General features: G+C 64.4%; 18 protein-coding genes. 11 read left to right on the top strand and 7 right to left on the bottom strand.

Annotated features, from left to right (window positions below; translation table 11 throughout):
- Window positions 1-81 precede the first annotated feature (81 nt).
- From M2361_RS16630 to M2361_RS16620, 3 genes are all read left to right on the top strand, one after another.
- Complete coding sequence (locus M2361_RS16630) at window positions 82-954, top strand: helix-turn-helix transcriptional regulator (RefSeq protein WP_259250699.1); 873 nt, start codon at window positions 82-84, stop codon at window positions 952-954.
- A gap of 84 nt (window positions 955-1038) precedes the next feature.
- Window positions 1039-1737, top strand: a complete 699-nt coding sequence (locus M2361_RS16625) for a PadR family transcriptional regulator (RefSeq protein ID WP_259250697.1) — start codon at window positions 1039-1041, stop codon at window positions 1735-1737.
- Between the two features lie 30 nt (window positions 1738-1767).
- Window positions 1768-2583 (top strand): siderophore-interacting protein, encoded by an 816-nt coding sequence (locus M2361_RS16620; RefSeq protein ID WP_259250695.1) that lies wholly within the window; start codon window positions 1768-1770, stop codon window positions 2581-2583.
- Window positions 2584-3100: 517 nt separating this feature from the next.
- On the opposite strand, the gene M2361_RS16615 is transcribed toward M2361_RS16620, so the two are convergent.
- Window positions 3101-3997, bottom strand: coding sequence for a LysR family transcriptional regulator (locus tag M2361_RS16615; protein WP_259250694.1), 897 nt, complete (start codon window positions 3995-3997; stop codon window positions 3101-3103).
- A gap of 101 nt (window positions 3998-4098) precedes the next feature.
- Between M2361_RS16615 and M2361_RS16610 the strand changes: the two genes are divergently transcribed.
- The gene (locus M2361_RS16610; protein ID WP_259250693.1) at window positions 4099-4959 is read left to right on the top strand and encodes an oxaloacetate decarboxylase; all 861 of its coding nucleotides are present in this window, start codon (window positions 4099-4101) and stop codon (window positions 4957-4959) included.
- 80 nt (window positions 4960-5039) lie between these two features.
- Here M2361_RS16610 and M2361_RS16605 read toward each other — a convergent pair whose 3' ends face one another.
- Window positions 5040-7919, bottom strand: coding sequence for a WG repeat-containing protein (locus M2361_RS16605; RefSeq protein ID WP_259250691.1), 2880 nt, complete (start codon window positions 7917-7919; stop codon window positions 5040-5042).
- Between the two features lie 2 nt (window positions 7920-7921).
- On the bottom strand, window positions 7922-11068 hold the full coding sequence (locus tag M2361_RS16600) for a WG repeat-containing protein (protein WP_259250689.1): 3147 nt from the start codon (window positions 11066-11068) through the stop codon (window positions 7922-7924).
- Window positions 11069-11481: 413 nt separating this feature from the next.
- On the opposite strand from M2361_RS16600, the gene M2361_RS16595 reads away from it, so the two are divergent.
- Entirely contained in the window at window positions 11482-12678 is a 1197-nt protein-coding gene (locus M2361_RS16595; RefSeq protein WP_259250687.1) for an MFS transporter, read from the top strand.
- A 3-nt stretch (window positions 12679-12681) separates the two neighbouring features.
- Here M2361_RS16595 and M2361_RS16590 read toward each other — a convergent pair whose 3' ends face one another.
- Window positions 12682-13062 (bottom strand): cupin domain-containing protein, encoded by a 381-nt coding sequence (locus M2361_RS16590; protein ID WP_259250685.1) that lies wholly within the window; start codon window positions 13060-13062, stop codon window positions 12682-12684.
- Between the two features lie 420 nt (window positions 13063-13482).
- Here M2361_RS16590 and M2361_RS16585 point away from each other — a divergent pair, with 420 nt between their 5' ends.
- From M2361_RS16585 to M2361_RS16570, 4 genes are all read left to right on the top strand, one after another.
- Window positions 13483-16743: a T6SS effector BTH_I2691 family protein gene (locus tag M2361_RS16585; RefSeq protein ID WP_259250684.1), complete on the top strand. Its 3261-nt coding sequence runs from the start codon at window positions 13483-13485 to the stop codon at window positions 16741-16743.
- 278 nt (window positions 16744-17021) lie between these two features.
- Window positions 17022-17543, top strand: coding sequence for a DUF6708 domain-containing protein (locus tag M2361_RS16580; protein WP_259250683.1), 522 nt, complete (start codon window positions 17022-17024; stop codon window positions 17541-17543).
- A gap of 74 nt (window positions 17544-17617) precedes the next feature.
- Complete coding sequence (locus M2361_RS16575; protein WP_259250681.1) at window positions 17618-17857, top strand: Arm DNA-binding domain-containing protein; 240 nt, start codon at window positions 17618-17620, stop codon at window positions 17855-17857.
- Window positions 17854-18417, top strand: a complete 564-nt coding sequence (locus M2361_RS16570) for an ureidoglycolate lyase (RefSeq protein WP_259250680.1) — start codon at window positions 17854-17856, stop codon at window positions 18415-18417. Before M2361_RS16575 ends, M2361_RS16570 begins: the two co-directional genes overlap by 4 nt.
- 12 nt (window positions 18418-18429) lie before the next feature.
- Here M2361_RS16570 and M2361_RS16565 read toward each other — a convergent pair whose 3' ends face one another.
- Complete coding sequence (locus M2361_RS16565) at window positions 18430-18933, bottom strand: hypothetical protein (RefSeq protein ID WP_259250678.1); 504 nt, start codon at window positions 18931-18933, stop codon at window positions 18430-18432.
- A 156-nt stretch (window positions 18934-19089) separates the two neighbouring features.
- Here M2361_RS16565 and M2361_RS16560 point away from each other — a divergent pair, with 156 nt between their 5' ends.
- Both M2361_RS16560 and M2361_RS16555 read left to right on the top strand, forming a co-directional pair.
- A complete protein-coding gene (locus tag M2361_RS16560) occupies window positions 19090-20664 on the top strand; it encodes a DUF1254 domain-containing protein (RefSeq protein WP_259250676.1) in 1575 nt (524 codons plus the stop codon).
- A 4-nt stretch (window positions 20665-20668) separates the two neighbouring features.
- On the top strand, window positions 20669-21598 hold the full coding sequence (locus tag M2361_RS16555; RefSeq protein ID WP_259250675.1) for a LysR family transcriptional regulator: 930 nt from the start codon (window positions 20669-20671) through the stop codon (window positions 21596-21598).
- 76 nt (window positions 21599-21674) lie between these two features.
- On the opposite strand, the gene M2361_RS16550 is transcribed toward M2361_RS16555, so the two are convergent.
- Together M2361_RS16550 and M2361_RS16545 are read right to left on the bottom strand one after the other, a co-directional pair.
- Window positions 21675-22478: an SDR family oxidoreductase gene (locus tag M2361_RS16550; protein ID WP_259250674.1), complete on the bottom strand. Its 804-nt coding sequence runs from the start codon at window positions 22476-22478 to the stop codon at window positions 21675-21677.
- Window positions 22479-22518: 40 nt separating this feature from the next.
- Window positions 22519-23718 carry an ABC transporter substrate-binding protein gene (locus M2361_RS16545; RefSeq protein WP_259250672.1) on the bottom strand — a complete coding sequence of 400 codons (1200 nt, stop codon included), beginning with the start codon at window positions 23716-23718 and terminating at the stop codon, window positions 22519-22521.
- Window positions 23719-23738: the final 20 nt, after the last annotated feature.

Here is a 23738-nt window from a genome sequence, read left to right as displayed (position 1 = left end):
GCAGCAACCCGTCAGCAGTAACACTTCAGCAGTAATCAGCCCACAGTAGCCCCGTCCACCAAACCCGATTCGCACCCCTTCATGACCCCAACGCCCACCCCCGAACGCCTGGACCGCACGCGCCCCGACCTGGCTGAATTCCTGCGCCTGCGGCGTGCACGCCTCAACCCGTCGGACCTGGGCCTGCCCGCCGGCAGCCGTCGCCGCACGCCTGGGCTGCGCCGCGAGGAGGTCGCCGCGTTGGCCGGCGTGGGCCTGGCCTGGTACACGTGGTTTGAGCAAGGCCGCAACATCAGCGTGTCGGCCACCTTTCTGGAAAACCTGGCGCGCGTTTTGAAGCTGGACGCCGCCGAACGCCGCCATCTTTATCTGCTTGCGCATCAGCGCCCGCCCGCTGAACCCGGCCGCACCTGGTGCACGGTGCCGCCGCAAGTGCGCCGCCTGATGGACGACCTGCCCACGCGGCCCGCCTACATCCTGAATTTGCGTTGGGACGTGGTGATGTGGAACGCCGCGGCGGATCGGGTGTTCGATTTTTCGGCGCAGGCGTCGGGCCGGCGCAACCTGCTGTGGATGCTGTTTGTGGAGCCCCGCATGCGGCAGCTTTTCGTGGACTGGTCCGCGCAGGCGCCCGCCATGCTGTCCACCTTCCGCCGCGACTTCGCCAGCGCAAGCGGGGTGCCGGACATTGCCGAGCTGGTGGATGAGCTGGAAGCCGTATCGCCGGATTTCAAGACCTGGTGGCGCGAACACGACGTGCACGGTGCGTGCATGGGACAGCGCAAGCTGCGCGTGGAGACGCTGGGCGACATCGCGTTCGAACACGCCACGCTGACCGTCGACGAAAGCCGCCATTTGCGTCTGGTCGTCTACGCGGCGGCGCCCGACGAACCCCGGGCGGCGGAGTTTGCGCACTGGCTGGCGGCGCATGCCGACCCGGCCGCCGTCTTCTAGCGATACAAACCGGCGGTTGACGGCCGGAATTTCGCGGGTGTATCGTAAGATCTATATCTTTAGATACATCGTAAGAGGCATTCCATGCGCCAGCACGACGTCGATCACACCCATGCCCACGGACATCGTGGCCATCATCATCCCCATCGCCATCATCACCCCCACCACGCCAGTGCCGGGGGTGATTGGTTTTCCGGACCGCCTGACGGGGGGCGCGGCGGCGATGCCGGCGGCTTTGGCGGCGACGGACGTGGCTTTACACGCGGCCGTCGCGTGTCGGCCGATGACTTGCAGTTGATGCTGCTGGGCTTGTTGGAACAAAACCCCAGTCACGGCTATGAGCTCATCAAGGCATTCGGCACGCTTAGCAACGGCTTCTACACGCCCAGCCCCGGCATGGTGTACCCCGCGCTGACCTATCTGGAAGAGCTGGGCTACGCGACCGTCGAGCAGGATGGCGCGAAGAAGCGCTACCACCTGGCGGAACCCGGCCGGGTCCATCTGGACGCGAATCGTGATCGCGTGTCGATGATGTTCAACCGCTTCAAGCACATCGCCCGCAAGATGGATTGGATGCGGCAGGCATGGAGCGGCGAGCCGCGCAGCCTGGGGCCGGAAGGCGAGGACGCGCGCACGGGATGGGTGCCCGAGTTTGTTGAAGCCCGCCATGCGATCCGCCGCGCGCTGATGGAACGCACCGATGCCTCGCCCGCTGAACAACGCCGCATCGCCGCCATCCTGGCGCGTGCCACCGATGAGATCAACAGCACGCCCTGTGCTTGATCCCGCACTTTCCCAGAATCTGGAGTTTTGATGAATCGTAGTGACCTGACCGTGGAGCGCGTGCGCCACAACTTGAAGATGCGCGTACTGACTGTTCAGCGCGTTGAGCGCGTCGCGGGCCTGTTGGCGCGCGTTACCTTCACTGGCGACGACCTGCAGGACTTCGTGTCCGCCTCGTTCGACGACCACGTGAAGCTGTTCTTCCCCGCCGATCCTCTGCTGCCGCCGGCGTTGCCCAGCGTCGGCCCGGACGGCGTGAAGTTTCCTGAAGGTGTGCCCAAGCCCGCTGCGCGTGATTACACGCCGCGCCGTTTTGATGCGGAGCGTTGTGAGCTGGAGATTGAATTCGTGCTGCATGGCGACGGTCCGGCTTGCATGTGGGCGGAACAAGCCCAGCCGGGTCAGCAGTTGGGTATTGGCGGCCCGCGTGGTTCGTTCGTGGTGCCAAAGGCGTTTGACTGGCATGTGCTGATCGGCGATGAAACCGCGCTGCCCGCGATTGCCCGCCGGCTGGAGGAATTGCCGGCGCAGGCGCAGGCGCTGGTGTTGATTGAAGTGCCGTCTGCGGAGAATGAGATGCCGCTGGCGTCGGCGGCGAACGTTGTGGTGCGTTGGTTGCCGCGTAATGGGACCGCGCCGGGATATAGCACGCTGCTGCTGGATGCGGCGCGGGAATTGGTGCTGCCTGAAGGCGAAGGCTATGTCTGGGTCGCCGCCGAATCCGCCGTGGCCAAGGCCGTGCGGGAAATCATGGTGTCACGGCATGCCATCGATAAATCCCGTATTCGCGCCGCGAGCTATTGGAAGCGCGGGGCGGTGGCGGTACATGAGTCGCATGAGGGGTGAGGGGGGGTGTTGGGGCGGGGGGATGATGGGTTTCGCGCGATATGCGTTGGGGTTCTTTTTGTTGCCTTGCCGCGCTGCACCCATCCTACGTCCGTCCCATCCTACGGCCGTGCCATCGTAGGATGGGTGCAGCGCGGCAGGGGCGTGATAAGAACTCAAACGCTTAGCGCGCGGAACCCATCTTGCGGTGGTGGTTCTTGCGTTGGGCTTGATAAGAATTGGGGCGTTGTTTGATGGGTTTCGCGCGAACGGCGTCTGCGTTCTTTTTTCGGCTCTCTCGCGCTGCACCCATCCTACCTCCGTCCCATCCTACGTCCGTGCCATCCTACGGCCGTGCCATCGTAGGATGGGTGTAGCGCGGCAGGGGCGTGATAAGAACCCAAACGCTTAGCGCGCGGAACCCATCTTGCGGTGGTGGTTCTTGCGTTGGGCTTGTTAAGAATTGGGGCGTTGTTTGATGGGTTTCGCGCGAACGGCGTCTGCGTTCTTTTTTCGGCTCTCTCGCGCTGCACCCATCCTACGGGGTTGGCGTTGGTTTTTCGCGGGCCAGGCGCAGCAGGTTGTCTATGCGGCCGCCGGGTTTGTCTGTGCGGACGGCCAGGCCTAGCACCGCGCGGGGCCAATCGAGGCTGAATGGGCGGTAGACCACGCCGTCGGGGCGCAGGGGGCGTAATGACGCCGGCACCACGGCCACGCCCATGCCTGCCGCCACCAGGTTCACCGCCGACGATAACTGCGGCGCGCGCTGACCGATCAACGGGTTCAAGCCATGCTGGCGGCACGCCGCCATGATGTCCGCGCTAAGCCCGTAGCCGGATTTGCGCGAATACAGGATGAAGCGTTCCTGCGTCAGATCCTTCGGCGCCAAGCGCTTGCGGCGCGCCAGCGCGTGGCCCAGCGGCAATGCCACTACCAACGGCTCTTCGGTCAACTGTGTGAACGTCAGCCCGCCGTCCAGCGCGAACGGCGGCCGCACGAAGGCGGCGTCTATCGCGCCATCGCGCAGTTGCGCCACCAGCGTCTCGCTATCGCCTTGCGACAGCGTCATCTCAACGTCGGGATACTGCTGGCGATAGCGTCGGATCACTTCCGTCACCACGCCATTGAACGAAGCCGACTCCGTGAACCCCAGCGCCAGTTCCCCCACTTCCCCCCGCGCAGCGCGTTGGGCCGTCTGCACCGCAGCTTCCGCGCGACGCAGAATATCCTGCGCGCAGGACAAAAACGCCCGGCCCGCGTCGTTCAGCACCACGCCGCGCCCCGCTCGGTCGAACAGCGGCGTGCCCACTTCCTGTTCCAACTGACGAATCTGCTGGCTCAGCGGCGGCTGCGCCATGCCCAGGATTTCCGCCGCGCGCGTGAAGTGCTGGGCCTCGGCCGTCACCACGAAATACCGCAGATGGCGCAGTTCCATATCGATACCTTTTGCATACTGATTATCAACATTCCATATATTGGACATTCTATTCCTGCAAGCCGATCATGCAGGCATCGATCCCCCTTTCAGGAACCCGCATGAACTCCCCTTTGAAACCCGGCGCCTTGCTGCGCCAGCATTTGGCCGATGGCATTGTGGTGGCGCCCGGCGCCTATGACGGCATGTCCGCGCGGCTGGTGGCCCTGGCCGGGTTCAACGCCGTTTACGCCAGCGGCGGCGCCATTGCGCGCGCGGCGGGCTATCCGGATATCGGCCTGCTCAGCTTTACCGAAGTGATGGACCGCGTGGAAAAGATAGTGGATGCCAGCGGGCTGCCGGTGGTCGCGGATGCGGACACGGGCTTCGGCGGGTCCGCCAATGTTGAACGCACGGTACGCATCATGGAGCGCGCCGGCGTGGCGGCCTTTCATATCGAAGACCAATCGTTTCCCAAGCGCTGCGGCCACCTGGACGACAAGAGCCTGGTCGACGTCGAGGAAATGTGCCGCAAGGTCCACATTGCGCGGCAAACATTGGGCGACCCCGACACGCTGGTCATCGCGCGCACGGACGCCATCGCGGTCGAAGGGTTTGACGCCGCCATCACGCGCGCCGAGCGCTACCTGAAGGCGGGCGCCGACATGATCTTCGTGGAAGCGCCCGAAACGCTGGCGCAGATCCGCGCCATTGCCGACCGCCTGCCGGGCCTGAAGCTCATCAACATGTTTTATGGCGGCAAGACGCCGCTGGTGCCGCTGCCCGATCTGGCGGCCATGGGTTATCGCCTGGCCATCATTCCGTCGGACTTGCAGCGCGCCGCCATCCACGCCATGCAGGCCACGCTGGCCGCCATCAAGCAGACCGGCGACAGCAGCGCGGTGGCCGACCAACTCACCAGCTTCAAGGAACGCGAAGCCATCGTGCAGACCCAGCGTTACCTGGCGTTGGACACGCAATAGGCGTCCAACGCCGGGGCTTCACGCCCGCCTTTCATGCACGCACTTCAAGCACGCGCTGACGCTTCAAGCACGCGCCGGCCTTAGCGGTCGCAACGCGCCGGCATGGTGTTAGGCCACAAACGCTGCCCCGCGCTGCCGTACAGCGCGCGCACGCCGCACACCATTTCCACGCGGGCCAGCGCGCGGCCGGCCGGGTCGATGAGTTCCGAGTAGTCCATCGTGGACACCACCGCGCGCTGGTTCTTGAACGGCGTGACGGTGCTGTACTCGGGCTGAATGACGTACTGCCCCTGGCGGTCGACAAAGCCGATGTTCATGTCGCCCAGGGCCGGCGCCAAGCCGTCGCGCAGCGTGCCCAGCGCATGGAACGCCGGGCCGGTGAGCGCGCCCTTGGCGTCCACGGCGCGCATCGCGCGAGTCGGCAGCAACGACACCGCCTGGCCTTCCGAAAACGCCGATGTGACGCCCTCAACGCTCAGCCGCGTCTTGCCGCTCGTGTCGACATAGTCCGTGCGCAGCCGGCCGTTCACCTCGTAATGCCTGAGCAGTTGCGGTGAACCTTGCGGCCACTGCCATTCGCCCGCGGGCAGCGTCACCACCGTCTTGCCCGCCGCGTCGATCAGGCGCGCACCGCTTTCATCGGATGCCAGCGCACGCGCGGGCGAGCCCTGGAACACCGAGCCGGTAGCGGCGCTGGGCGGCATCTGCCATTTGCCCTGTTCGTTCAGATAGCCGTGACGGGGCGTGCGACGAATCTCCAGCCAGTCGCCCAGTCGCGTGTAGAGCGCATCTTCCAGGTCCTGCGCATTGGCGCCGTCTGCCGAAAAGATCCAGCGGCGCTGATCGCTCTCGGCCGTGACGGTGCCGTCTTCCGTCTGGCCAATTTGCAGCCGGCTGATGAAGGGCGTCAGCGCGCGGCCCTGGCTGTTGAACAGCGCAACGGGGCGGGCGTAGTCCTCGTCCTGCGCGCCCGCCTGCATCACCTTCCACAAGCTGTCGTTGACCCGCGCGACGGCATGATGGCGCGCCGGCACGGTCCACTTGCCTTGCAGATCGATCACGCCCACGCGGTCCGCGCCCAGCGATGCGACGGCGCGCCCGTTCTCAAACTCGCCGATCTCCTGAAACGCGGGCGCGGCCAGTTCCTTGCCCGCCACGAAGTCGTACAGACCCCACGGCGCATCGGCGCTGGCGGTCTTGACGTAGCGCATCACCCCCGGCGCCACGACCTGCGAGTCGAAGACATCGGCGGGCAGGCCGTACAGCTTGCCGTCGCGGTCGATCATCTTGTTCACGCCGTTGGCGTACACCAGCGCATAGCCTTGGTGAAACGCGCCTATGTATTGCTGCGCCGGCAGGTCCATCACGCGGCCCTGGGCATCCAGCAGGCGGATGCCGTCGGCGGTGGTCGCGGCGTAGCGCAGTTGTTCCGGCTTGAGGCCGTCGATGGATATTGGCGCATCGCTGTCGCGGTCCGCGCCCACTTCCAGCATCGTCAGGTCCTTCCACGACGGGTCGGTCACCAGGCTCCCATCCGCCAGCAGCAGGCCGGCGCCCGCCGGACCGCATTGGCAATGCGACTGGCCCAGCAGCCCCAAGGGCGCGCCAGGCAAGTCCACGGCCAGGGCCTTCAGTTGCATGTTCTGCACGGCCTCGACGGCGTCAGGCTTCAGCAATACCTGGCCGTCGGCGTCGACGATATTGAGCAGCCCACGTTCCTGATTCTTGATCCACAGCCGGCCTTGCTGCACATCCATCGTGCCGGCCTCTGCCAACCAGGCGGGTGCGGTGGCGCCGTGCAACCACGCGCCCTTGGGCGTCAGCAGGCCGACGCCTGCCTCGCCCCTGAACAGCACGAAGCCTGCTTCATCGACGCTGGGCGCGAGGCCCGCGCCCAGCGGCACCGGCTTGGGCTGACCAGGCACCAACGCCATCATCGTGTCGCCCGACGGGTACACGATCACGTCGCCAAAGCGCTGCGAGGCCTCGGCTTCGGGCGACGTCATGGTCACGACCAACTGGCCGGCGGTGTCCAGTACCGCATAGCCTTTGCGATCGCCCAACTGCGCGCTCCAGAACTTGCGGCCCACGGGGTTCAGCGATTCGTAGTGCTGGTCCGCGCCGATCGCCTTGCCGTCCGTGCCCAGCAGCACCACGCCGTCTGGCCCATAAGCCACGGCCAGCATGCCGTCGCGATTGACCGAGATATCGTCATACACGGGCTCAAGCACCCAGTTCCAGTCGCGGTCCACCAAGCCGTATCGATATTCGCCGTTGTCGGCGATGAAGAAGCCCTGGCCATAGGCTTGCGTCACCTTCACGCCGGGCATGGCGAAGCGGCGTTCGCCCGATGGCGACCGGTATTCCAGCTTGAATGCCACTGCTGCGCGCGCGGGCACGCCGTCTTCGATCACCAGGCTTTCAATACCGGCGTCCAGCGGCTCGCCCACCGTTTCGCCTTGGCGGTTGATGAACACGTGGCGTCCGTCCACCGTGGCTACGGCCAGGCCGATTTCAGCAAAGTCGCCCACGCTGTCGTAGCGCGGCGGCACGGCCATGCGGCCTTGTGGGTTGATGAAGCCCCACTTGCCTTGCCATTGCACGGCGGCCAGTCCGTGGCGAAAGTCGCGCACGTTCTCAAAGATGGGGCGGATCACCAGCCTGCCGTTCTGGTCCAGAAAACCCCAGGCATGGCGGCGCAGGGATTGGTCCGACGGCACGCGGCGCATCGGTTCCAGCGCGGACGGCAGCAGCACGGCGGCGCGTCCGTCCGCCAGGTTGCGGATGCAGCCGTTGGCGTAGGGCGTGTGGTACGAGATGTCGTCGACGGCGGCGTCGTTGCGCGCGCGCGCTTCGTCAACGCAAAACACATGGCCCATCTGCGCGTGCGCGGACAGGGAGGCGCCCAGCGCCGCCAGGGCGCAGGCGATACGGGTGGTGCGGATCACTCGTGACGTCATGGTCATTCTGCTTTGGCGGTGTCTAGGGCGGGGGGATCGATGCGCGTCGCGTCAGGGCAACTTAGAGCTTCGCGCGGCCAGCTCTGGTTTTCTTCCGCGTCGAAGATCACGATCTGGTCGCACAGCATGCCGAAGGTGGTGGTGGTCTTGCCGCGTGTGTCGATGAATTCGACCAGGTGATCGTGAAACACCATGGCGCGTTCGTCCTGGAAGTCCTGTGCCCATGTGAACGCGGGCGGGATGGCGTAGCGCCCGCTCAGGTCGATGTAGCCGTACAGCTTGCCCGTGCGGTCCAGGCGTTGCGCCCGGGCCAGGCCGTGCTTCAGCGCACCCAGATCGCTGAAGTGCGCGCCCACGACGCGCTTGCCCGCCGCATTCAGGAAGCCTTGCTTGCCGTAGTTTTCGCTGTAAGGCACCACGCCTTCGCTGGCGCGCCGGTAGCCCACCGGAAAGCGGTTGGACAGGCGCGCGACCTCGCGGCCCTGCAGGTCCGTCAGCACGGAGGTGGACGCGCGGTCGTCCTCGAACAGCACGCGCTGCATGGACGCCAGCGGAAAGCCGTCGCCGTGCTTTTCCAGCACGGTCTTGCCCTGCTGATCGATGACGCGGTAACCCGAACCCAGATTGACGCGCGCCAGCCCCTCGGGCTGCACAAAGAAGGGATTGAATTCGCCATACAGCGCGGGCACTTGCAGTTGGCCGCGCGCGTTGATGGCGCCTTCGCGTTCGCCTTGGCGCACGATCAGCCAGTCGCCATGCTGCTCTTTGCTTTCCGGCTGGCCGTCAGAGATTTTCGTGGCGCGGCCTTGCGCGTCGAACAGCACGGCGCTGCCGTCGGCCAGTTCGCCCATGTAGCGGCCGCCTTGCAGCTTGTCGGGCTTGCCGAAGATGATGTCGCTGCGCTTGCCGGTGCGCAGGTTGACCATCCGGTACGGGCTGTCGCCATAGCGGCCGGCCAGGCCCTTGCCTTCCGGCTCGTTGACCAGCATGAAGCCGTTGCCCAGGTATTCCATGTTGTAGGCGCTGTCGTGCGTGGCCGGCACGACCCACTGGCCCTGGCGGTTGACGAGGCCCCAGCGGCCCTTGTCCTGTACGCGGACCCAGTCGTCGTCGAATTCCTCGATGCGGTCAAATTCCGGCTTCAGCGCGGGCGCGCCCAGGCGCACGTTCCACAGGCCCCAGCGGCGTTCGCGGTTGTCGTCCGCCGCGCGGTAGACCAGCAGCTCGCCTTCCAGTTCGGACGCCGCCGCGCTCACGTCATCCGGCAAGCGCACCGGTTTGCCGCGCGCATCGATCAGCAGAGCGTCGTTGCGCAGCATGTCGCGGGTACGCGCCCAGGTGTAGGGGCCCTTGAACGGGCGCAAGTCGTCATAGTCAGGCGGCACGGCCCATGCGCCCTGGCCGTCGATGGCGCCCACCTTATCGTTCGTGGCGCGCACCACCAGCGGCATCGTCACGTCATAGGTGTTGATGTTTTCCCATTGCGGGTTCGACACGATCTTGCCCGTGACGGTCAGGATGGCCAGGGGCCGTGCACCGTTGAGGTCGCGTAGCAGCGCCAGCGGCATGGTCTGATCGCCGGAACCTCGCTGGGCGGATTTGCCGGGAGAAAACGCGCTGACGTCATAGCTGCGCAGGCGCATGCCGGTGTCCGCATCCAGCAAGGGCTTGCCGTCGTCGGCGTACACCTGCATGAGGGAAGCTTCGGCGTTGACCGCGAGGGCGGTATGCGACGCGGCGTCATCCGCGCTAAGGGTGTCAGCCACTTCCGCGTCGGCCGCCGCTTGCCCGGCGTCGGCCGTCTCGGGGGCGTCTGTCACGACGGTCGCGGCGGCGGCCGCTGCGGTGTCGACCGCCGCGGCATCGGCCGCCGCGGTGTCGACCGCCGCCGTCGCCACATCCGTGGCGGGTTTGGAGGCGTCGGTCGCGTAGGTTCCAACCGAGTCGGCCACCGCGTCGGGGGCGATTGCGTCAGCGGCGATGTCCACGTTGCCGTCCGATGCTTCCACCGCCACGGGTGGCTCCTCGTCTGTGGCGTCGCTGGCGGCCTCGCTCCCGCCGCCAGTGCTGGCGGCGGTATCAACCGGCATGCCATAAACCCATGCCCTGCCTTGAACGATGTCGACCCGGCCGTCGCGTATCGCCAGTTTCTGCACCGTGCCGTTGGGGCTGATCAACAGCGTTGTCGATGCGTCGGACAGATAGCGCCAGCCGTCGCGTTGCTGCACGCCCATGTACGACGTAGAGAACGCATGCACGGGTTTGAGCCTGGCGTCCAGCAAAGTGGACTTGCCGTCTTCGCCCGCCACGAGCCAAAGGCCGGACGCCAGCCACTGCACGCGCTCGTAGCTGGCTTGCGAAATCGCTTCGCCGCGCGGGTCCACGAAGGTCCAATCTTTTTCACGGCGCACCGCCACGACGTCACCGTCGCGCATCGGCGCTTCGCGCGAGCGCAGCACCTGCGGCGTCACGGCCCAGCGGCCCTGCGCGTCCAGCAAGCCCCACCAGCCGGAATAGCGCGACCCGCGTACCTGCGCGGGCAAGTAGCCGGCCGACGGCGCGGCCAGCATCATCACGCCTTCGGGCAGCGCGGTGGCGGTGCCCGTCGCGGTGTTGATCAGGCGGGGCGGCGTGGGCACCTCCATCGAGGCCAGCTTCTGGCCGGGCATGAAGCCCCACGTGCGGGTGCCCAGCGGGAAGGTCTTGACCACCTTGCCCTGCCGGTCGATCAGCACATCGTGCTCGTCGTCTTCAACCAGCGCGGTGCCTTCGGCGTTAAAGCCGGTGGCCGTGGTGAAGCGCGGCTTGATGACCCACTGGCCCTTGGTGTCGATATAGCCCCACAAGTGGCCCTGGCTGACGGCGGCCAGGCCATTCTGAAACGGCGAGGCCTGCGTGTAGGCGGGCGCGATGGCCATGCGGCCTTGCTTGTCGATATAGCCCCAGGCACCGGCCTCGTCGCTGCGCGACCCGGTCAGCACGCCGGCCAGGCCTTCGCTGAAGGACTGATGGCAGACCGTGTCCGCGCCCTGGCCGTAGTAGCTGGTGGTGCATTGGTCCAGCCAGGAATCGGCACGCGCCGTATCGGGCAGGGCGGGCAGCGCCAGCGCCACGGCCAGCGCCAAGGGCTTGATCGCGGCGCGCATCATGCGAACACGCGGGCAGGGGCCGCGAAAAGAGGAAAGCCAAGCCGGACGTGCCACATGGTCGTATGCCTTGCCAGAATATGCGAAGGCAGCACTGTAACCAGCAGTTGCGGGGGACAGACGGGTAAATGTAACGATAGAAAACGAAGCGTTAACAGGTGGCCTTTTTTCGCATTCCCGCGCCGCATGCAGCCGGCAAAAAATAATCGGTTGAAGGCGCGTCGCGGCCCTTCTGTAATGAAGCCGTGATGCCTCCCGTGCCGAGGCCCAGCGTACGACCAGAGAGGTACACCATGCCGGCGCCCCTTGTTCCGCCTTCCCCCGCTGCTTCAGGCCCCGCTGCTTCAGGCCCTGCTGCTTCACGTCCTGCTGCGTCGCATCCCGACGCATCGCCTCCCGATGCTTCACGCTTGTGGATGCTGGTGCTGGCAGGCGGCATCATCATGGGCTTGGCCTTGGGCGTGCGCCACGTACAAGGCTTGTTCCTCTTGCCCGTGTCGATGGACCGGGGCTGGAGCCGCGACACCTTCGCCATGGCGCTGGCCGTGCAGAACCTCACCTGGGGCATCGCGCAGCCGTTTACCGGCATGGTGGCCGACCGCTATGGATCGGCCAAGGTCATCGCGGGCGGGCTGGTGTTCTACGCGCTGGGCCTGGTCGGCATGGCGCATGCCGTCACGCCCTTGGCGTTCATGCTGACGGCGGGCGTGTGCATCGGCATCGCGCTGTCCGGCACGGCGTTTGCCGCCGTCTATGGCGCGCTAAGCCGGCTGGTGCCGCCCGAGCGTCGCGGGTGGGCGCTGGGCGTGGCCGGCGCCGTGGGCGGCCTGGGGCAATTTGCCATGGTGCCCGCCGCGCAGGGGCTGATCGGCGCTTGGGGCTGGGTCAGCGCGTTGCTGGTGTTCGCAGTGGTGATGGCCGTTCTGCTGCCCTTGGCCCGGCCGCTGCGCGAGTCCGACAGCGTAGCGCGTGACGCCAATGCGCCGGACGCCAGCCTGTCCTTGCGCGCCGCCATCGGCGAAGCGTTCACGCGGCCGGGATTCTGGCTGTTGAACCTGGGTTTTCTGGCATGCGGATTCCAGTTGGCGTTCATCGGCACGCACCTGCCGGCCTACCTGATGGACAAGGGCCTGCGCGCGGCCGACGCGGTGGCGGCCTTGGCCATCATTGCGCTGACCAACGTCATGGGCACCTATGTGTTCGGCGTGCTGGGCGCGCGCCATCGCCGCAAATACCTGCTGGCCGGCATCTACCTGCTGCGCACGGCGGCTATCGCCTTGTTTCTGTTGCTGCCCTTGTCCACGGGAACCGTGTACGCATTCGCCGCCATCATGGGCTTTGTCTGGCTGGGCACCGTGCCGCTCACCAATGGCCTGATCGCGCAGGTGTTCGGCGTGCGCTACCTGACCACGCTGTTCGGCTTCGTGTTCTTCGGCCATCAACTGGGGTCGTTCCTGGGCGTGTGGCTGGGCGGCGTGGTGTTCGAGGCCACGCGGTCGTATGACCTGATCTGGCTGGGCGCGATGGCGCTGGGCGTGGTGTCCGCCGTGCTGCATTGGCCCATCGACGACCGCGAGATCCTGCGTGTGCGCACCGTCGGCGCGCCGGGTTGAACCCTACACAGGCCGGTGCTGGGTGCCCGCGCCCATCGTGATGTGCAGCATGCGACAGGGCTCGACCACCTTGACGGTATGCCACGCGCCCTTGGGGATGACATAGGCGTCGTCGGCCAGCATCTTCACCACTTGCACGCCCGTCGGCCATTCCAGATGCAGCTCGGCCGCGCCCGACATCAAACGCACGATCTCGTCCGCCTCGGGGTGCATTTCCCATTGCGGCCAGTCGTTGGCGAAGGTGTATTCAGATACCAGCCAGCCGCGGCCAAATTTGTCGAGCGCGTCAGGCGACTGCGACCAGAACGCATCCCCGCCATTAACCGTTGAAGCGGTGCCGTCGGCGTCCAGCAAAACATAGTGCGATGACAGATCAAGAGCCATGGTTCGCATCCTTAGGGAAGAGGGGCGTGCGGTCATTCTTCAAGGCACGATCCAGCGCGGACCCCATCGGGCCAGAATTGACCCGATCGGGCCAATTTTGACTCGCCACAAGCCATTGATTCAATAGCGATATTTTTTAATCGAGTCAAAACTGGCCCGTTTTCCAGTGAAAAACGGCGGTGTCGCGGGAATTCTGATCAGAGAGCTCCATCGTAAGTGTCTTAGTGGCGTGGCAAGCCATTGATTTCATGGAGGTTGTTGACCGGACGTGACGCTTGGCATGGATGTTGCATGAGTCCGGCTAGCGCCTCGTTCGAGAGGCATCCCGGCCGCTACGGTCGATACGACGACGGAGCCCGTCATGCCCACCCCCGCAACGTTTTGCATTGCCAGCAAGACCCTTGGCCTTCGAGTGTTCGCATGACGCTCAGCCAATCGCTTATCGACATCGTCGAAGAAACCCTGCCGCTGCCACCCGGCAGTTGCAACGCCTGCGAACGTAACGGCGTACCGATTCTGCTGCTGCGCCCGGCGGTGGTGGCCAAGAGTCCGTTCTTACGTGCGCGGGGTGCGCTGACGCATCCCGGTCTGCAAGAATCGCTGCGCATCATGCGCAAGGGCTATGTGTATGTGCTGCTGGATCGCAGGGTATGGCACGCTTATCAAGTGACCGAGGCGGGCCATATGCGGCATTTCAATCCTTACGAGATGGCGCGCGACGAGCCTGCTCCATTGGCCGAGCGCTGCGTCCAGGCCGCGCACGACCTGCCCGCGTCGTTCATCGGTATCGACATTGATCAGTACAAGCTGGCCTGGATAGCATATTCGCACGACCCTTGGCCGACGACCGTGCTGGATGCGTACAAGTCAGGCAAGGGTTTGAATGCCAATTACCCGCAACGGTTTGTCATCGTGGATTTGCCCAAGTTGCGGGACGATCCCACGGCCGGTGGCACCGCGCTGGCGCTGGAACATGCGCATCCGTTGAACAAACACGTGGCGGAGTATGTCAGCGGTGTCGACGACTTCGGCAGTGTTCACGGCTGGTCATCGCGCGTGGCGCAAGCCACGGGCATGCGCAACTACTTGACGCTGATGGAACGGCAGCACCGCTTGCCGCAAGGCGTGAGCGGGCTGGTCCTGCCCGACCCGATCGGCATGGCCGAAGAACTCAACAACGTCCGCCTGGGCGCCTATACGCAGAAGCGCTTGTGGTCCGAAGAGCCGACTCGCCGCTATGCCTACCTGACCTCGCAATGCCTGCTGGCGATTCAACAGATGTACGCCGTACAGGCCGACGCCGAGACAATGGATAGCCCCACACCCTTGCTTGGCATCATGCCCAGCGAGTCCGGCACGCCGCCCGTGTTCTGGGACCCCGCGCGTGAACGGCAAGAACGTGTGCAAGCGAAAATCACCGATCGCGTTGAACGATTGAAAGAACGTTACTGGGAAACCAATCCCCCCGCTGAGCCGCGCCGCCATGGCCGGGCGAGCTTTCAGGCGCGGTATGACCGGGACATCAAGCGGTTTGAAAATGATATCGATGCGTATGGCAAGGATTGGGCGCAGGTGGTGGGCAGCGCGGCGTGGAAGCGCATCGTGGCAATGGATTATTCCGATGCCGATGAACGGTCGCGTCTGCTGCGCTTGATTACGGTTGGTGCGTGTTTGGACGGTGGGATCACGGATGCGATGCCCGCGTCCGATGCCGTGTCGGGGGAACCCGAAACGCTGGGGCCCACCGGCACGGCATGGCGGTCGTTGCTAAGCGATCCGAATAGCGCCGCTTATCTGGCCTTGAACGGCCATCAGACCGATTTGCAAACCACGTTTATCCCTCTGTTTGGCGCCGGGGCGGTTGCCAACGACGCTGGGAAAAAATACTTCGAAGCCGTCAAAAGCATCATCAGCAGCAAAGAAATCGGTGCATGGCGAGAAGGCCGCGCGGCAGACGCCGCCGACCAACTGCTGACGGCCATGCACGGCGCCAGCAAGCGCCTGAATCAACACTTGAGCGTCGGTTCCAAAGCCGCCGTCGACGCGGTTCACGTGGGCGGTGCGTGGCTGTACCGCAAGGCGCAGATGACGCAGGTGGTGATTCAACTCACGGTGGGGGAACTGCTGTCCATCTGCGCCGAAGAGCTGCAACGCGTCGGCGAGTCCCTGCAACAAGACGCCAGCCGGCGCGTGCGCGCGTTTGTGTTCGCCGGCTTGATCAGCATCCCGGACCCGGCGGTGCGCAATACGCTGATTGACGTGACGCTGTGGATGGAAGGCAGCGCGGAAGACATCCGGAAGCGAATCAACGACTTTCAGAAAGTAGCCGGTGATCAAGTAGGGAATGTGGCGCGCCAAATCGAAGGTGCGGTTCGCCAAGCGGAAGGCGCGGCGCGCAATGCGTCGCATGGCGCAATGCGCAAGATCTCGGTCGGCATGAAGAACCTGGAAGCCCCGGCAGCGCAACTGCTGAAAGACCTGGAACTAAGCGCGGCGCATGCGCAGGAGTTCGCGAAGAACGGGCTGACGAGCTTGAAGCGCTTGTCGGTCGGGTCGGGTTATGGCGCGCTATCGCTGGTCAGCTTGTATTTCCTGCATGACAGCGTGCGTACCAGCCTGGATGCGGCGCGGGAGACGGTTGGGGCAAGGCATCCTGAAGCGATGGCCGCGTTGTATGGGGCGGGGGTAGGGCTGCTGGGTGCGGGTGTGGAGGCGGGTGGGTTGACGCTGAGAATTGGCGCCGAAAGTGTGCAGCCGTTCATGCGACGAGTGGCGGCGGCCGAGGGCGGTGCTGTGGCGCGGGCGATCGGGGTGGGGAAGACGCTGATCAAGGCGGGGGGAGTGATAGCGGCGTTGGGAGGGGTGGCGGATGGGGTGGGGAGTTTTGCGGCGGCGAATCGCGCTGAGGCCGATGGAGATGCTAACGCTCCGTTTGCATATCGGCTTAGTGGCTTCCTCGCTACGGGCGGTGCCATTTTTAGCGGGTTAGGTGCAGTAACGGGAGGCGCATTGTTAGGGCCCTTAGGGGTCGGCATTGCATTAGGTATAGCCGCATTTGTGATCGGGAAAATCGCCAAGAAGCTGGAGTCAGATAGTTTGGAACTATGGGCTCGTCGCTCCTATTTCGGTAGGGTTGAGCAAGAAAGTCGCTGGGCGACTGCCGATCAAATGGATGCGGCAATGTCAGCATTGAATGCTGCGTTTATCGGCATGGAAGCGACCCTAGGCTTTCATTCCGCCAAGCGCGCAATGGATGCCGATACGCTTTTGACGGCTGATATTTTGGAGATCAAGTCAACGGGTGGAATCGAATCGGGAACAGAGCTTGGCTATCGAGTCGTGCTCCCCGGCTTTGATCCATCGAGGTCGAGCTTCGAATTCAAGCTTCTTGTGAAACGGTTTGGCCTCGAACGAAGCGGTCGACGTCTTCCCACGTTGTTAGAAGGGGTTCTGGCCGCCATGCATCACAACAGCGAGCATGGAGCTCCCGGCCTGGAGGAGTTTAGACATCTGACTGCGAATGATCAGTGCTTGCCGACCCGAGAGTCTCCCATCTTGAGTTGTCGATACTGGCTGGGGCCGTTGCATAGCATTAAGAGCGCCACGATTGAGATCACCTTTTGGCCCGACAAGGACGACCTTACCGGCTACGCCCGCATCAACATGACAGAGGAAGCGTAGTGGCCCGACCAAAACTCAATCCGCCCTGCGCTGGGTGGCGAAGGGATTTGTCAGGACCGGAGGACCCAGCAGAGGTCATGCCGAGCCTGTGTGATGATGCGGCCAATCATGTTGATGAGATATACATGGAGTTGTCTCGACGATCTTCGAGCATACGTGGTCTTCTTCTTTTTGCTATTCCGTACACGGCTTACTCGGCAATTATCGGGGCGCCTGAAATTTTTTTCCAGCTTCTGGCAGGGGGCGACGAAAGGTTCACAGCTACGGAATATCTACTGATGTTCGTAGCCCTATTCACGACGGCGCTTTTTGCGTGGTTGAGTGTGTTGCTCTATCGAATCGAAGTCACTCAGCCCCGCGACCTCCCCATCCGCTTCAACCGCGCCCGCCGCCGCATCTACGTCTACGGCTTCCACATGGTCTGGTGGAACCCGTTCACCCGGTGGTACGTCACCACCGCCAGCTACGCCTGGGACGACGTTCGCGCCGAAGTCTGGGAGCAATGGGGCGCCACCTCCGGCGGCGGCTTGATGATCAAGTGGGGCGTGTCCCTCGCCATCGTCACACCCGACACCAACGACGTCATCGAACGCTTCCACCTCAGCACCTACAACCACGACCAGGACAACCTCTGGGCCTACGTTTGCACCTACATGCAGCAAGGCCCGCAAGCCTTGCCGCCGTGCGACATGGAACCGCGCGACGCGAACGATGTGCCGGCGTACAACCTGGCGCTGCGCTGGGCGCCTCGGGTGGAGTGGCCGGAGGCGATGGACGCTGAGTCCCGCAGCGCGCCCTGACGGCATTGCAGGGTTACACCCGTCACGTCGAAGCGATATCATGTCGCCCATCAGCAATCACCACGGGAAATGCGATGAGCCAGGGGTTCGATGGGGTCAGGCCCGCGTCGGAATCGTCGATTGAGATCGGCTTTTTCTATGAAGGCCGGCATTGCGTCGAGCGCATCCGCGTCAAGCCCACGGCCGCCAACCTCAAGCGCGCCGCGGATCGGCGGGCTGCCATTCTTGAGGCCATCGCCCGTGGCGATTTCGATTACAACGCCGAGTTCCCCAAACGCGGCGCGCCGCCCAAGCCATCACAGGGTTCCGCATGACTAGCAACAAGCCCTTGGAAGTCAATGTTCTGACGCCCAACGCCTTTACGCCTTACGGCTGGATGTTGGGCAAGCCGATGCCGGACGGCAATGGCGTGCCGCTGTTCTCAAACCCTGCCACCGACTTTTGGCAGGAGCATGTGTTCAACACCGGTGCAGGCGGCGATGCCGAACTGTTGTGGGTGAACTACCGCAGCCCGTCCACGGAAATCGCCAGCCTGGAAAAGCACTTGCTGACGCAGCAGGCCATCGTGCCGCTGACCGGCGAAATCATTCAAGTGGTGGCGCAAAGCGCTGCCGACGGCAGCCCCGATCTGGCCACGCTTGCCGCGTTTCGTGTGCCGCAAGGGCAGGGCATCTGCATGCGGCCGGGGTGCTGGCATGCGACACGCGTCATCGATGGCGAGGTCACCTGCCTGATGCTGACACGACGCTCCACAACGGTGGATCTGATCCAGCATCTGACGACCGACGCGAGCTCCTCGGAAAGCGCCATCGTCGCCATTCCGGTGCAGCACCTGGAAAACTTGGCGGAACAGGCGCAGGCGGTTGATGCGTAAGCGTGCCTGCGCTCAATCCGCTTCGCTGCAATCCACGCCCAACAGCTTGAACAACGGCCACTTATTTCGATAGCGGTCGGTCCATATCATGCGGGCGTAGCCGTCGAATGGGGCATCAACCTTGTGCACTGTGATGGGCGTGGCGCCGGCATCGTCCGTCGGGCAAAAGGGCTGGCCAGGGGTCGGATACAGCGCGCCTTCCCATACCGGACTGCCGCAATGCTCGCAAAAATTGGTCCATTGCCCTTGTTGCGCGGCATCTTGACGCAAGGGCGGCGCCACCCGTTGCAAGGTCAATGCGACGTCCGCCGACAGGATGTAAACCTGGGAAAGCAAAGCAGGACCGGGTATCGTCTGCCAGTGTTCAGGGCGGAACAGCCAGTCATGAAAATCGCCCGGAGCCAGGCCAAGGCTGTTTTCGTCTTCGTCCAGATCGATGTCGGCTTCCATGCTTTCATGGCCGGGCGGCACGGCCAGCGCGAACACCGTCGTGGCTTGCCGACACGATTTGCACACGTGCCGCGCCTGCAATACATAGTATGAAGACGCCCGCACATTGGCGTCCGGGAGGCTGGGGCGGGAGGAGTCGTTGTCTTGCATGGCCTGTCTGATGAGGGGTTGTGCTTGATGCGGCGCGCGCGCCACATCCTTTCTTCTTCATTACCGGGAAATATGCCAGAATCGTCCCCGGAAATTCTGCCTTGCCCGCGACGCTGCCGCCACCTGGGCGTTGCCAACATCGTGACCGTGTTGGAGCAAACCATGCGCGACTGCCAGAGTATCACCGGATTTTCCTGCCTCGCTCGACGCCGGCCCGCGCGTTGGCTCACTGCCACCGTCGTTGCCGCCGGCTTGATGGCAAGCCTGGCGGGTTGCAGCTTCACGTCGTCCGACGAAGCCACGGGGTCGCAGTCTGTCGGCATCCATGGCGTCACCGCGCAACAAGCGCGCAGCATTGCCAGCGAAGCGTATCTGTACGGCACCCCCATGGTGGCCAGCTACCAGACCATGTACGCCTTCAACCTGGACAAGAACAACCCGCAGTACAAAGGCCCGCCCAACACCTTCAACAACATCGCGCGCGTCTTCACGCCAGACGACACCGCGTTCGTCACGCCGAATGCCGACACGCCTTATTCCTTCGCCATGCTGGACCTGCGTGCCGAACCCGTCGTGATCAGCGTGCCGCCGATCGAAAAGCGGCGGTACTTCGTCCTGCAACTGATGGACTTGTACACCTACAACTTCGCCTACATCGGCAGCCGCGAAACCGGCAACGGCGGCGGCAACTTCCTGGTGGCGGGGCCGCGCTGGGACGGCAAGGTGCCGCGCGGCATCACCAAAGTGATCAAGTCGGAAACCGAACTGGTCAACTTGGTGGGCCGCACGCAGTTGTTCAATGCGGCCGACCTGAACAACGTCAAGCGCATCCAGGCGCGCTACAAGATCCAGCCCTTGTCGTCCTTTGCCAAGCGGCCCGCGCCGCCCGCGCCCGCCGCCGTTGAATGGATTCCCCCTGTGCCGCCCGGCGAGATGCGCACGTCGCTGGAGTTCTACAACCAGCTGGCTTTTCTGCTGCAATTTGCGCCCACCCATCCCACGGAAAAATGGCTGCGCGAACGGCTTGGCAGCATCGGCATCAAGCCCGGCCAAGCGTATCCCGTTGATCAGTTGGACCCGCGCCTGCGCCGCGCCTTGCAGGAAGGCATGCATACGGCGCAGAACGACATCGACAAGAACCGCACGGCACTGGCCGGCAAGACCGATGGGCTGTTCGGCAGCCGCGCCAAGCTCAAGAACGACTATCTGGCGCGCGCGACCGGTACGCAGATCGGCATCGGCGCCAACAGCCGCGAAGAAGCGCTGTATCCCGTGCTGGAAAAAGACAGCCGGGGCCAGGAGCTGGATGGCCGGTACGCGTACACGCTGCGCTTTGCGCCGCGCAGCCTGCCGCCCGTAAATGCGTTCTGGTCCATGACGATGTACCGGCTGCCAGAACAATTGCTGGCGTCCAACCCGATCGACCGTTATCTAATCAATTCCCCCATGCTGCCGTCGCTGAAGAAAGACCGCGATGGCGGGCTGACGATCTACATCCAGTCGCAGTCGCCGGGCAAGGGCAAAGAGTCCAATTGGCTGCCCGCGCCGCCTGGGCCGTTCATGGTGACCCTGCGCTACTACTGGCCCAAGCCGGCGCTGTTGGACGGCAAGTGGGTCACGCCGGAAATACAGCGGGTGGCGCAATAGCGGCATGAAACGCAACTTCAACATCCACGACCTGCGCATCTTTTATACGGTGGTCATGACCGGGTCCACGCGCCAGGCCGCGCAGGTCATGAGCCTGACGCAGCCCGCAATCAGTCATGCGGTGTCGCGGCTGGAAACCGCCACGGGCGTGCAGTTGTTTGATCGGTCGCACAAGACCCTGCGGCCCACCGAAGCCGGGCAATACCTGTACACCGAAGCCAAGTTCGTGCTGGACGAATTGGTGCGCATCGACGAAGCCCTGCACAGCATTGAAAAGTTTGGCGGGCGGGGCTTGCGTGTGGCGTCGTCGCCCGCGTTGGCGCTGGTGTATGCGCCCGAAGCGGTGAAGCGGCACCTGGATGAACACGGCAAGCGGCCGTTCTCCATCGACGTGGAATCGTCGGTGCAGTGCATCAGCGCGGTGGAAACCATGCGGGCCGACTTCGGCCTGGGTGCGGTGGGCAGTGACAGTCCACGTGTGAACTTCACGACGTTTCTGCGCACCGACGTCATGCTGATCGCGCACCGTGAGCACCCCTTGGCGCGGCGCGACGTGGTGGCGGTGTCGGACATTCCCCCAGAATCTTTCGTCAAGCCGCTGTGGTCCGACTACGTGGTGGCGCAAGGCGACATTGCCGATTCCGATGCGCTGGACTCCGGCATGCAAGCGCATATGACCTTGGTGCCCGGCACGGTGCGCGCCGTGAAAGGCGTCAGCCTGGTCAACGCCATATCGGCGTCGGACATCGTGTCGGTCTACCCCGACATCGTCGCGGTGCCGCTGGCGTCGAGGCAGTGGTTCGAGTTTGTACTGATCACGCGCAAGGAAGCCCAGAACCAGGATCTGGCCGAACGCTTGCTGGGCGCCTTGCACGCCACGGCCCAGGCAAGACGCAACGGGGTTTTTGCGCACACGATCCAACTGATCGCCTAGCCCGTCACGTCGGCCCCCGTGCACACGGGGGCAGGAGACAGGGGGGCGGGCATAGGGGAACGGGGGGGACGGAAGCTCAATCGGCCGGCGGCTGCCACGGCAAAGATTGCAGATCGCCGTCGATGCTGATCGCTTGCCCGCTGATCATCGCGCCAAACGGGCTGGCCAGGAACAGCGCCATGTTCGCGATGTCGGCGCCCTGGACAAACTGCCGCAGGCTGACGCCCGCCAGTTCCAGCTTGGTTTCTTCTTCGACCGTCAGACCCATCGCGCGCGCCCGCGCGGCAATCACGCGGTCGATGCGCGGACCGGCCACCAGCCCGGGCAGCAGGGCGTTGACACGGATGCCGTAAACACCCAGTTCCACCGCCAGCGATCGCGTCAGGCCCACCACGCCCCATTTCGAGGCGGAGTAGGGTGTGCGCAAGGGCAGCCCCATGCGGCCCGCCACCGAACTGATGTTGATGATGGCGCCGCCACCCGCCTGGCGCAGCGCGGGCACGGCGTGCCGCACCGTGTGGAATTGCGATGCCAGGTTGATGTCCAGCGTGGCGGCCAGCTCGTCCGGCTGGATGTCGGTGATGCGGGCGGTGGGGCCGGCGATCCCCGCGTTGTTCACCAGCACGTCCAGGCCGCCCAGGTGCGCCAGCGCGGTCTCCATGTAGCGGTCGATGTCTTCTCGGCGGCTCACGTCGGCACGGCTATTGGCATGGCGGCATTCAAACAGCGCGCCTTCGTCCACGTCGCAGACGTGAACATGCGCGCCGCGCTCGGCGAAAGCATCGGCCAGCGCCGCGCCGATGCCCGCCGCGCCGGCGGTAACGATGACGCGGCGGCCACTCAGGTCCACCGGCAGGGCGGTCAAGTCTTGCGGGTTCATGCGGTTTCCTTCGGCGTGGGCGGGTGTCATGGTGTCAACATCATGGCTTCATCAGTCGGCACTTGGATTCCTGCGGCGACGTGTAGATTTCGTCGCCCGGAATCTTCGCGATCAGCTTGTAGTAGTCCCAGGGGCCCTTGGATTCCGCCGGCTTCTTCACCTGCATCAAATACATGTCGTGCACCAGCAGGCCGTCGGCGCGCACCGTCGCGTTCTTCACGAAGAAGTCGTTCACCGGGTTGGACTTCACCCACTTCATGATGGTCTCGCCGTCGGTCGTGCCGGTGGCTTTCACCGCGTTCAGGTAGGTGGTGGTGACGGAGTAGTCGCCCGCTTGCAGCATCGACGGCTTCTTCTTCATGCGCTCTTCAAAGCGCGCCGCCCACTTGCGCGACGCATCGTCCTGGTCCCAGTACCAGGCGGTGGTCAGGTACATGTCTTGCCCGGCCGCCAGGCCCAGCGCGTGGATGTCGGTGATCAGCACCAACAGGCCCGCGATCTTCATCTTGGGTGTCAGCCCGAATTCCGCCGCGGCCTTGACCGCGTTGCTGGTGTCGGCGGCCGAGTTGGCCAGCCCCAGCACTGTGGCGCCAGACGCCTGCGCCTGCAAGATGTACGAAGAAAAGTCCGCCGCGTTCAGCGGATGGCGCACGCGGCCTTTCACCTGGCCGCCGTTGGCCTGCACCACGGCCGATGCATCGCGCTCCAGCGCGTGGCCGAATGCGTGGTCCACCGTCAGGAAGTACCAGTCCTTATTACCTTCCTTGAGCATCGCGCGCGCCGTACCGCGCGACAGCGATACCGTGTCGTACACGTAATGAACCGTGTACGGCGTGCACTGCGCATTGGTCAGTTCCGACGCGCCCGCGCTCACCACGAAGAACGGCGTCTTCTTTTCTTCGGCCACCTTCGCCATCGCCAGCGCTGCGGCCGAGTTCGCACCCGCGATCAGCATGTCCACGCCTCGCTGGTCCAGCCATTCGCGTGCGCGTGACGACGCGATGTCGGCGCGGTTCTGGTGGTCTGCCACGAGCACTTCAATCTTCTTGCCGGCGATCTCGCCGCCCATGTCGGCCACCGCCATCTTGATGGCTTCGGCCCCGCCCGGGCCGTCGGCATCGGCCGACAGGCCCGACATGTCGGTAATGAAGCCGATACGGATCACGTTGTCGTCGGCCATGGCTGCGCCGCCCATGGCCAGCAAGGCCGACGCCACTGCCGCGTTCAAGATTTTTTTCATGTTTGTCTCCCGCCTGGGGT

It is taken from the genome of Achromobacter sp. JUb104 (assembly GCF_024806975.1).
In the GTDB taxonomy this organism is placed as follows: domain Bacteria; phylum Pseudomonadota; class Gammaproteobacteria; order Burkholderiales; family Burkholderiaceae_B; genus Achromobacter; species Achromobacter spanius.
The sequence above is the reverse complement of the archived record's forward strand: the minus strand, read 5'-3'. Positions and strand labels throughout refer to the sequence as shown.

Coding starts and splice junctions, on each gene's coding strand:
- M2361_RS16630 (WP_259250699.1), top strand. CDS start 82: ATGACCCCAACGCCCACCCCCGAACGCCTGGACCGCACGCGCCCCGAC.
- M2361_RS16625 (WP_259250697.1), top strand. CDS start 1,039: ATGCGCCAGCACGACGTCGATCACACCCATGCCCACGGACATCGTGGC.
- M2361_RS16620 (WP_259250695.1), top strand. CDS start 1,768: ATGAATCGTAGTGACCTGACCGTGGAGCGCGTGCGCCACAACTTGAAG.
- M2361_RS16615 (WP_259250694.1), bottom strand. CDS start 3,997: ATGGAACTGCGCCATCTGCGGTATTTCGTGGTGACGGCCGAGGCCCAG.
- M2361_RS16610 (WP_259250693.1), top strand. CDS start 4,099: ATGAACTCCCCTTTGAAACCCGGCGCCTTGCTGCGCCAGCATTTGGCC.
- M2361_RS16605 (WP_259250691.1), bottom strand. CDS start 7,919: ATGACGTCACGAGTGATCCGCACCACCCGTATCGCCTGCGCCCTGGCG.
- M2361_RS16600 (WP_259250689.1), bottom strand. CDS start 11,068: ATGATGCGCGCCGCGATCAAGCCCTTGGCGCTGGCCGTGGCGCTGGCG.
- M2361_RS16595 (WP_259250687.1), top strand. CDS start 11,482: ATGCTGGTGCTGGCAGGCGGCATCATCATGGGCTTGGCCTTGGGCGTG.
- M2361_RS16590 (WP_259250685.1), bottom strand. CDS start 13,062: ATGGCTCTTGATCTGTCATCGCACTATGTTTTGCTGGACGCCGACGGC.
- M2361_RS16585 (WP_259250684.1), top strand. CDS start 13,483: ATGACGCTCAGCCAATCGCTTATCGACATCGTCGAAGAAACCCTGCCG.
- M2361_RS16580 (WP_259250683.1), top strand. CDS start 17,022: ATGTTCGTAGCCCTATTCACGACGGCGCTTTTTGCGTGGTTGAGTGTG.
- M2361_RS16575 (WP_259250681.1), top strand. CDS start 17,618: ATGAGCCAGGGGTTCGATGGGGTCAGGCCCGCGTCGGAATCGTCGATT.
- M2361_RS16570 (WP_259250680.1), top strand. CDS start 17,854: ATGACTAGCAACAAGCCCTTGGAAGTCAATGTTCTGACGCCCAACGCC.
- M2361_RS16560 (WP_259250676.1), top strand. CDS start 19,090: ATGCCAGAATCGTCCCCGGAAATTCTGCCTTGCCCGCGACGCTGCCGC.
- M2361_RS16555 (WP_259250675.1), top strand. CDS start 20,669: ATGAAACGCAACTTCAACATCCACGACCTGCGCATCTTTTATACGGTG.
- M2361_RS16550 (WP_259250674.1), bottom strand. CDS start 22,478: ATGAACCCGCAAGACTTGACCGCCCTGCCGGTGGACCTGAGTGGCCGC.
- M2361_RS16545 (WP_259250672.1), bottom strand. CDS start 23,718: ATGAAAAAAATCTTGAACGCGGCAGTGGCGTCGGCCTTGCTGGCCATG.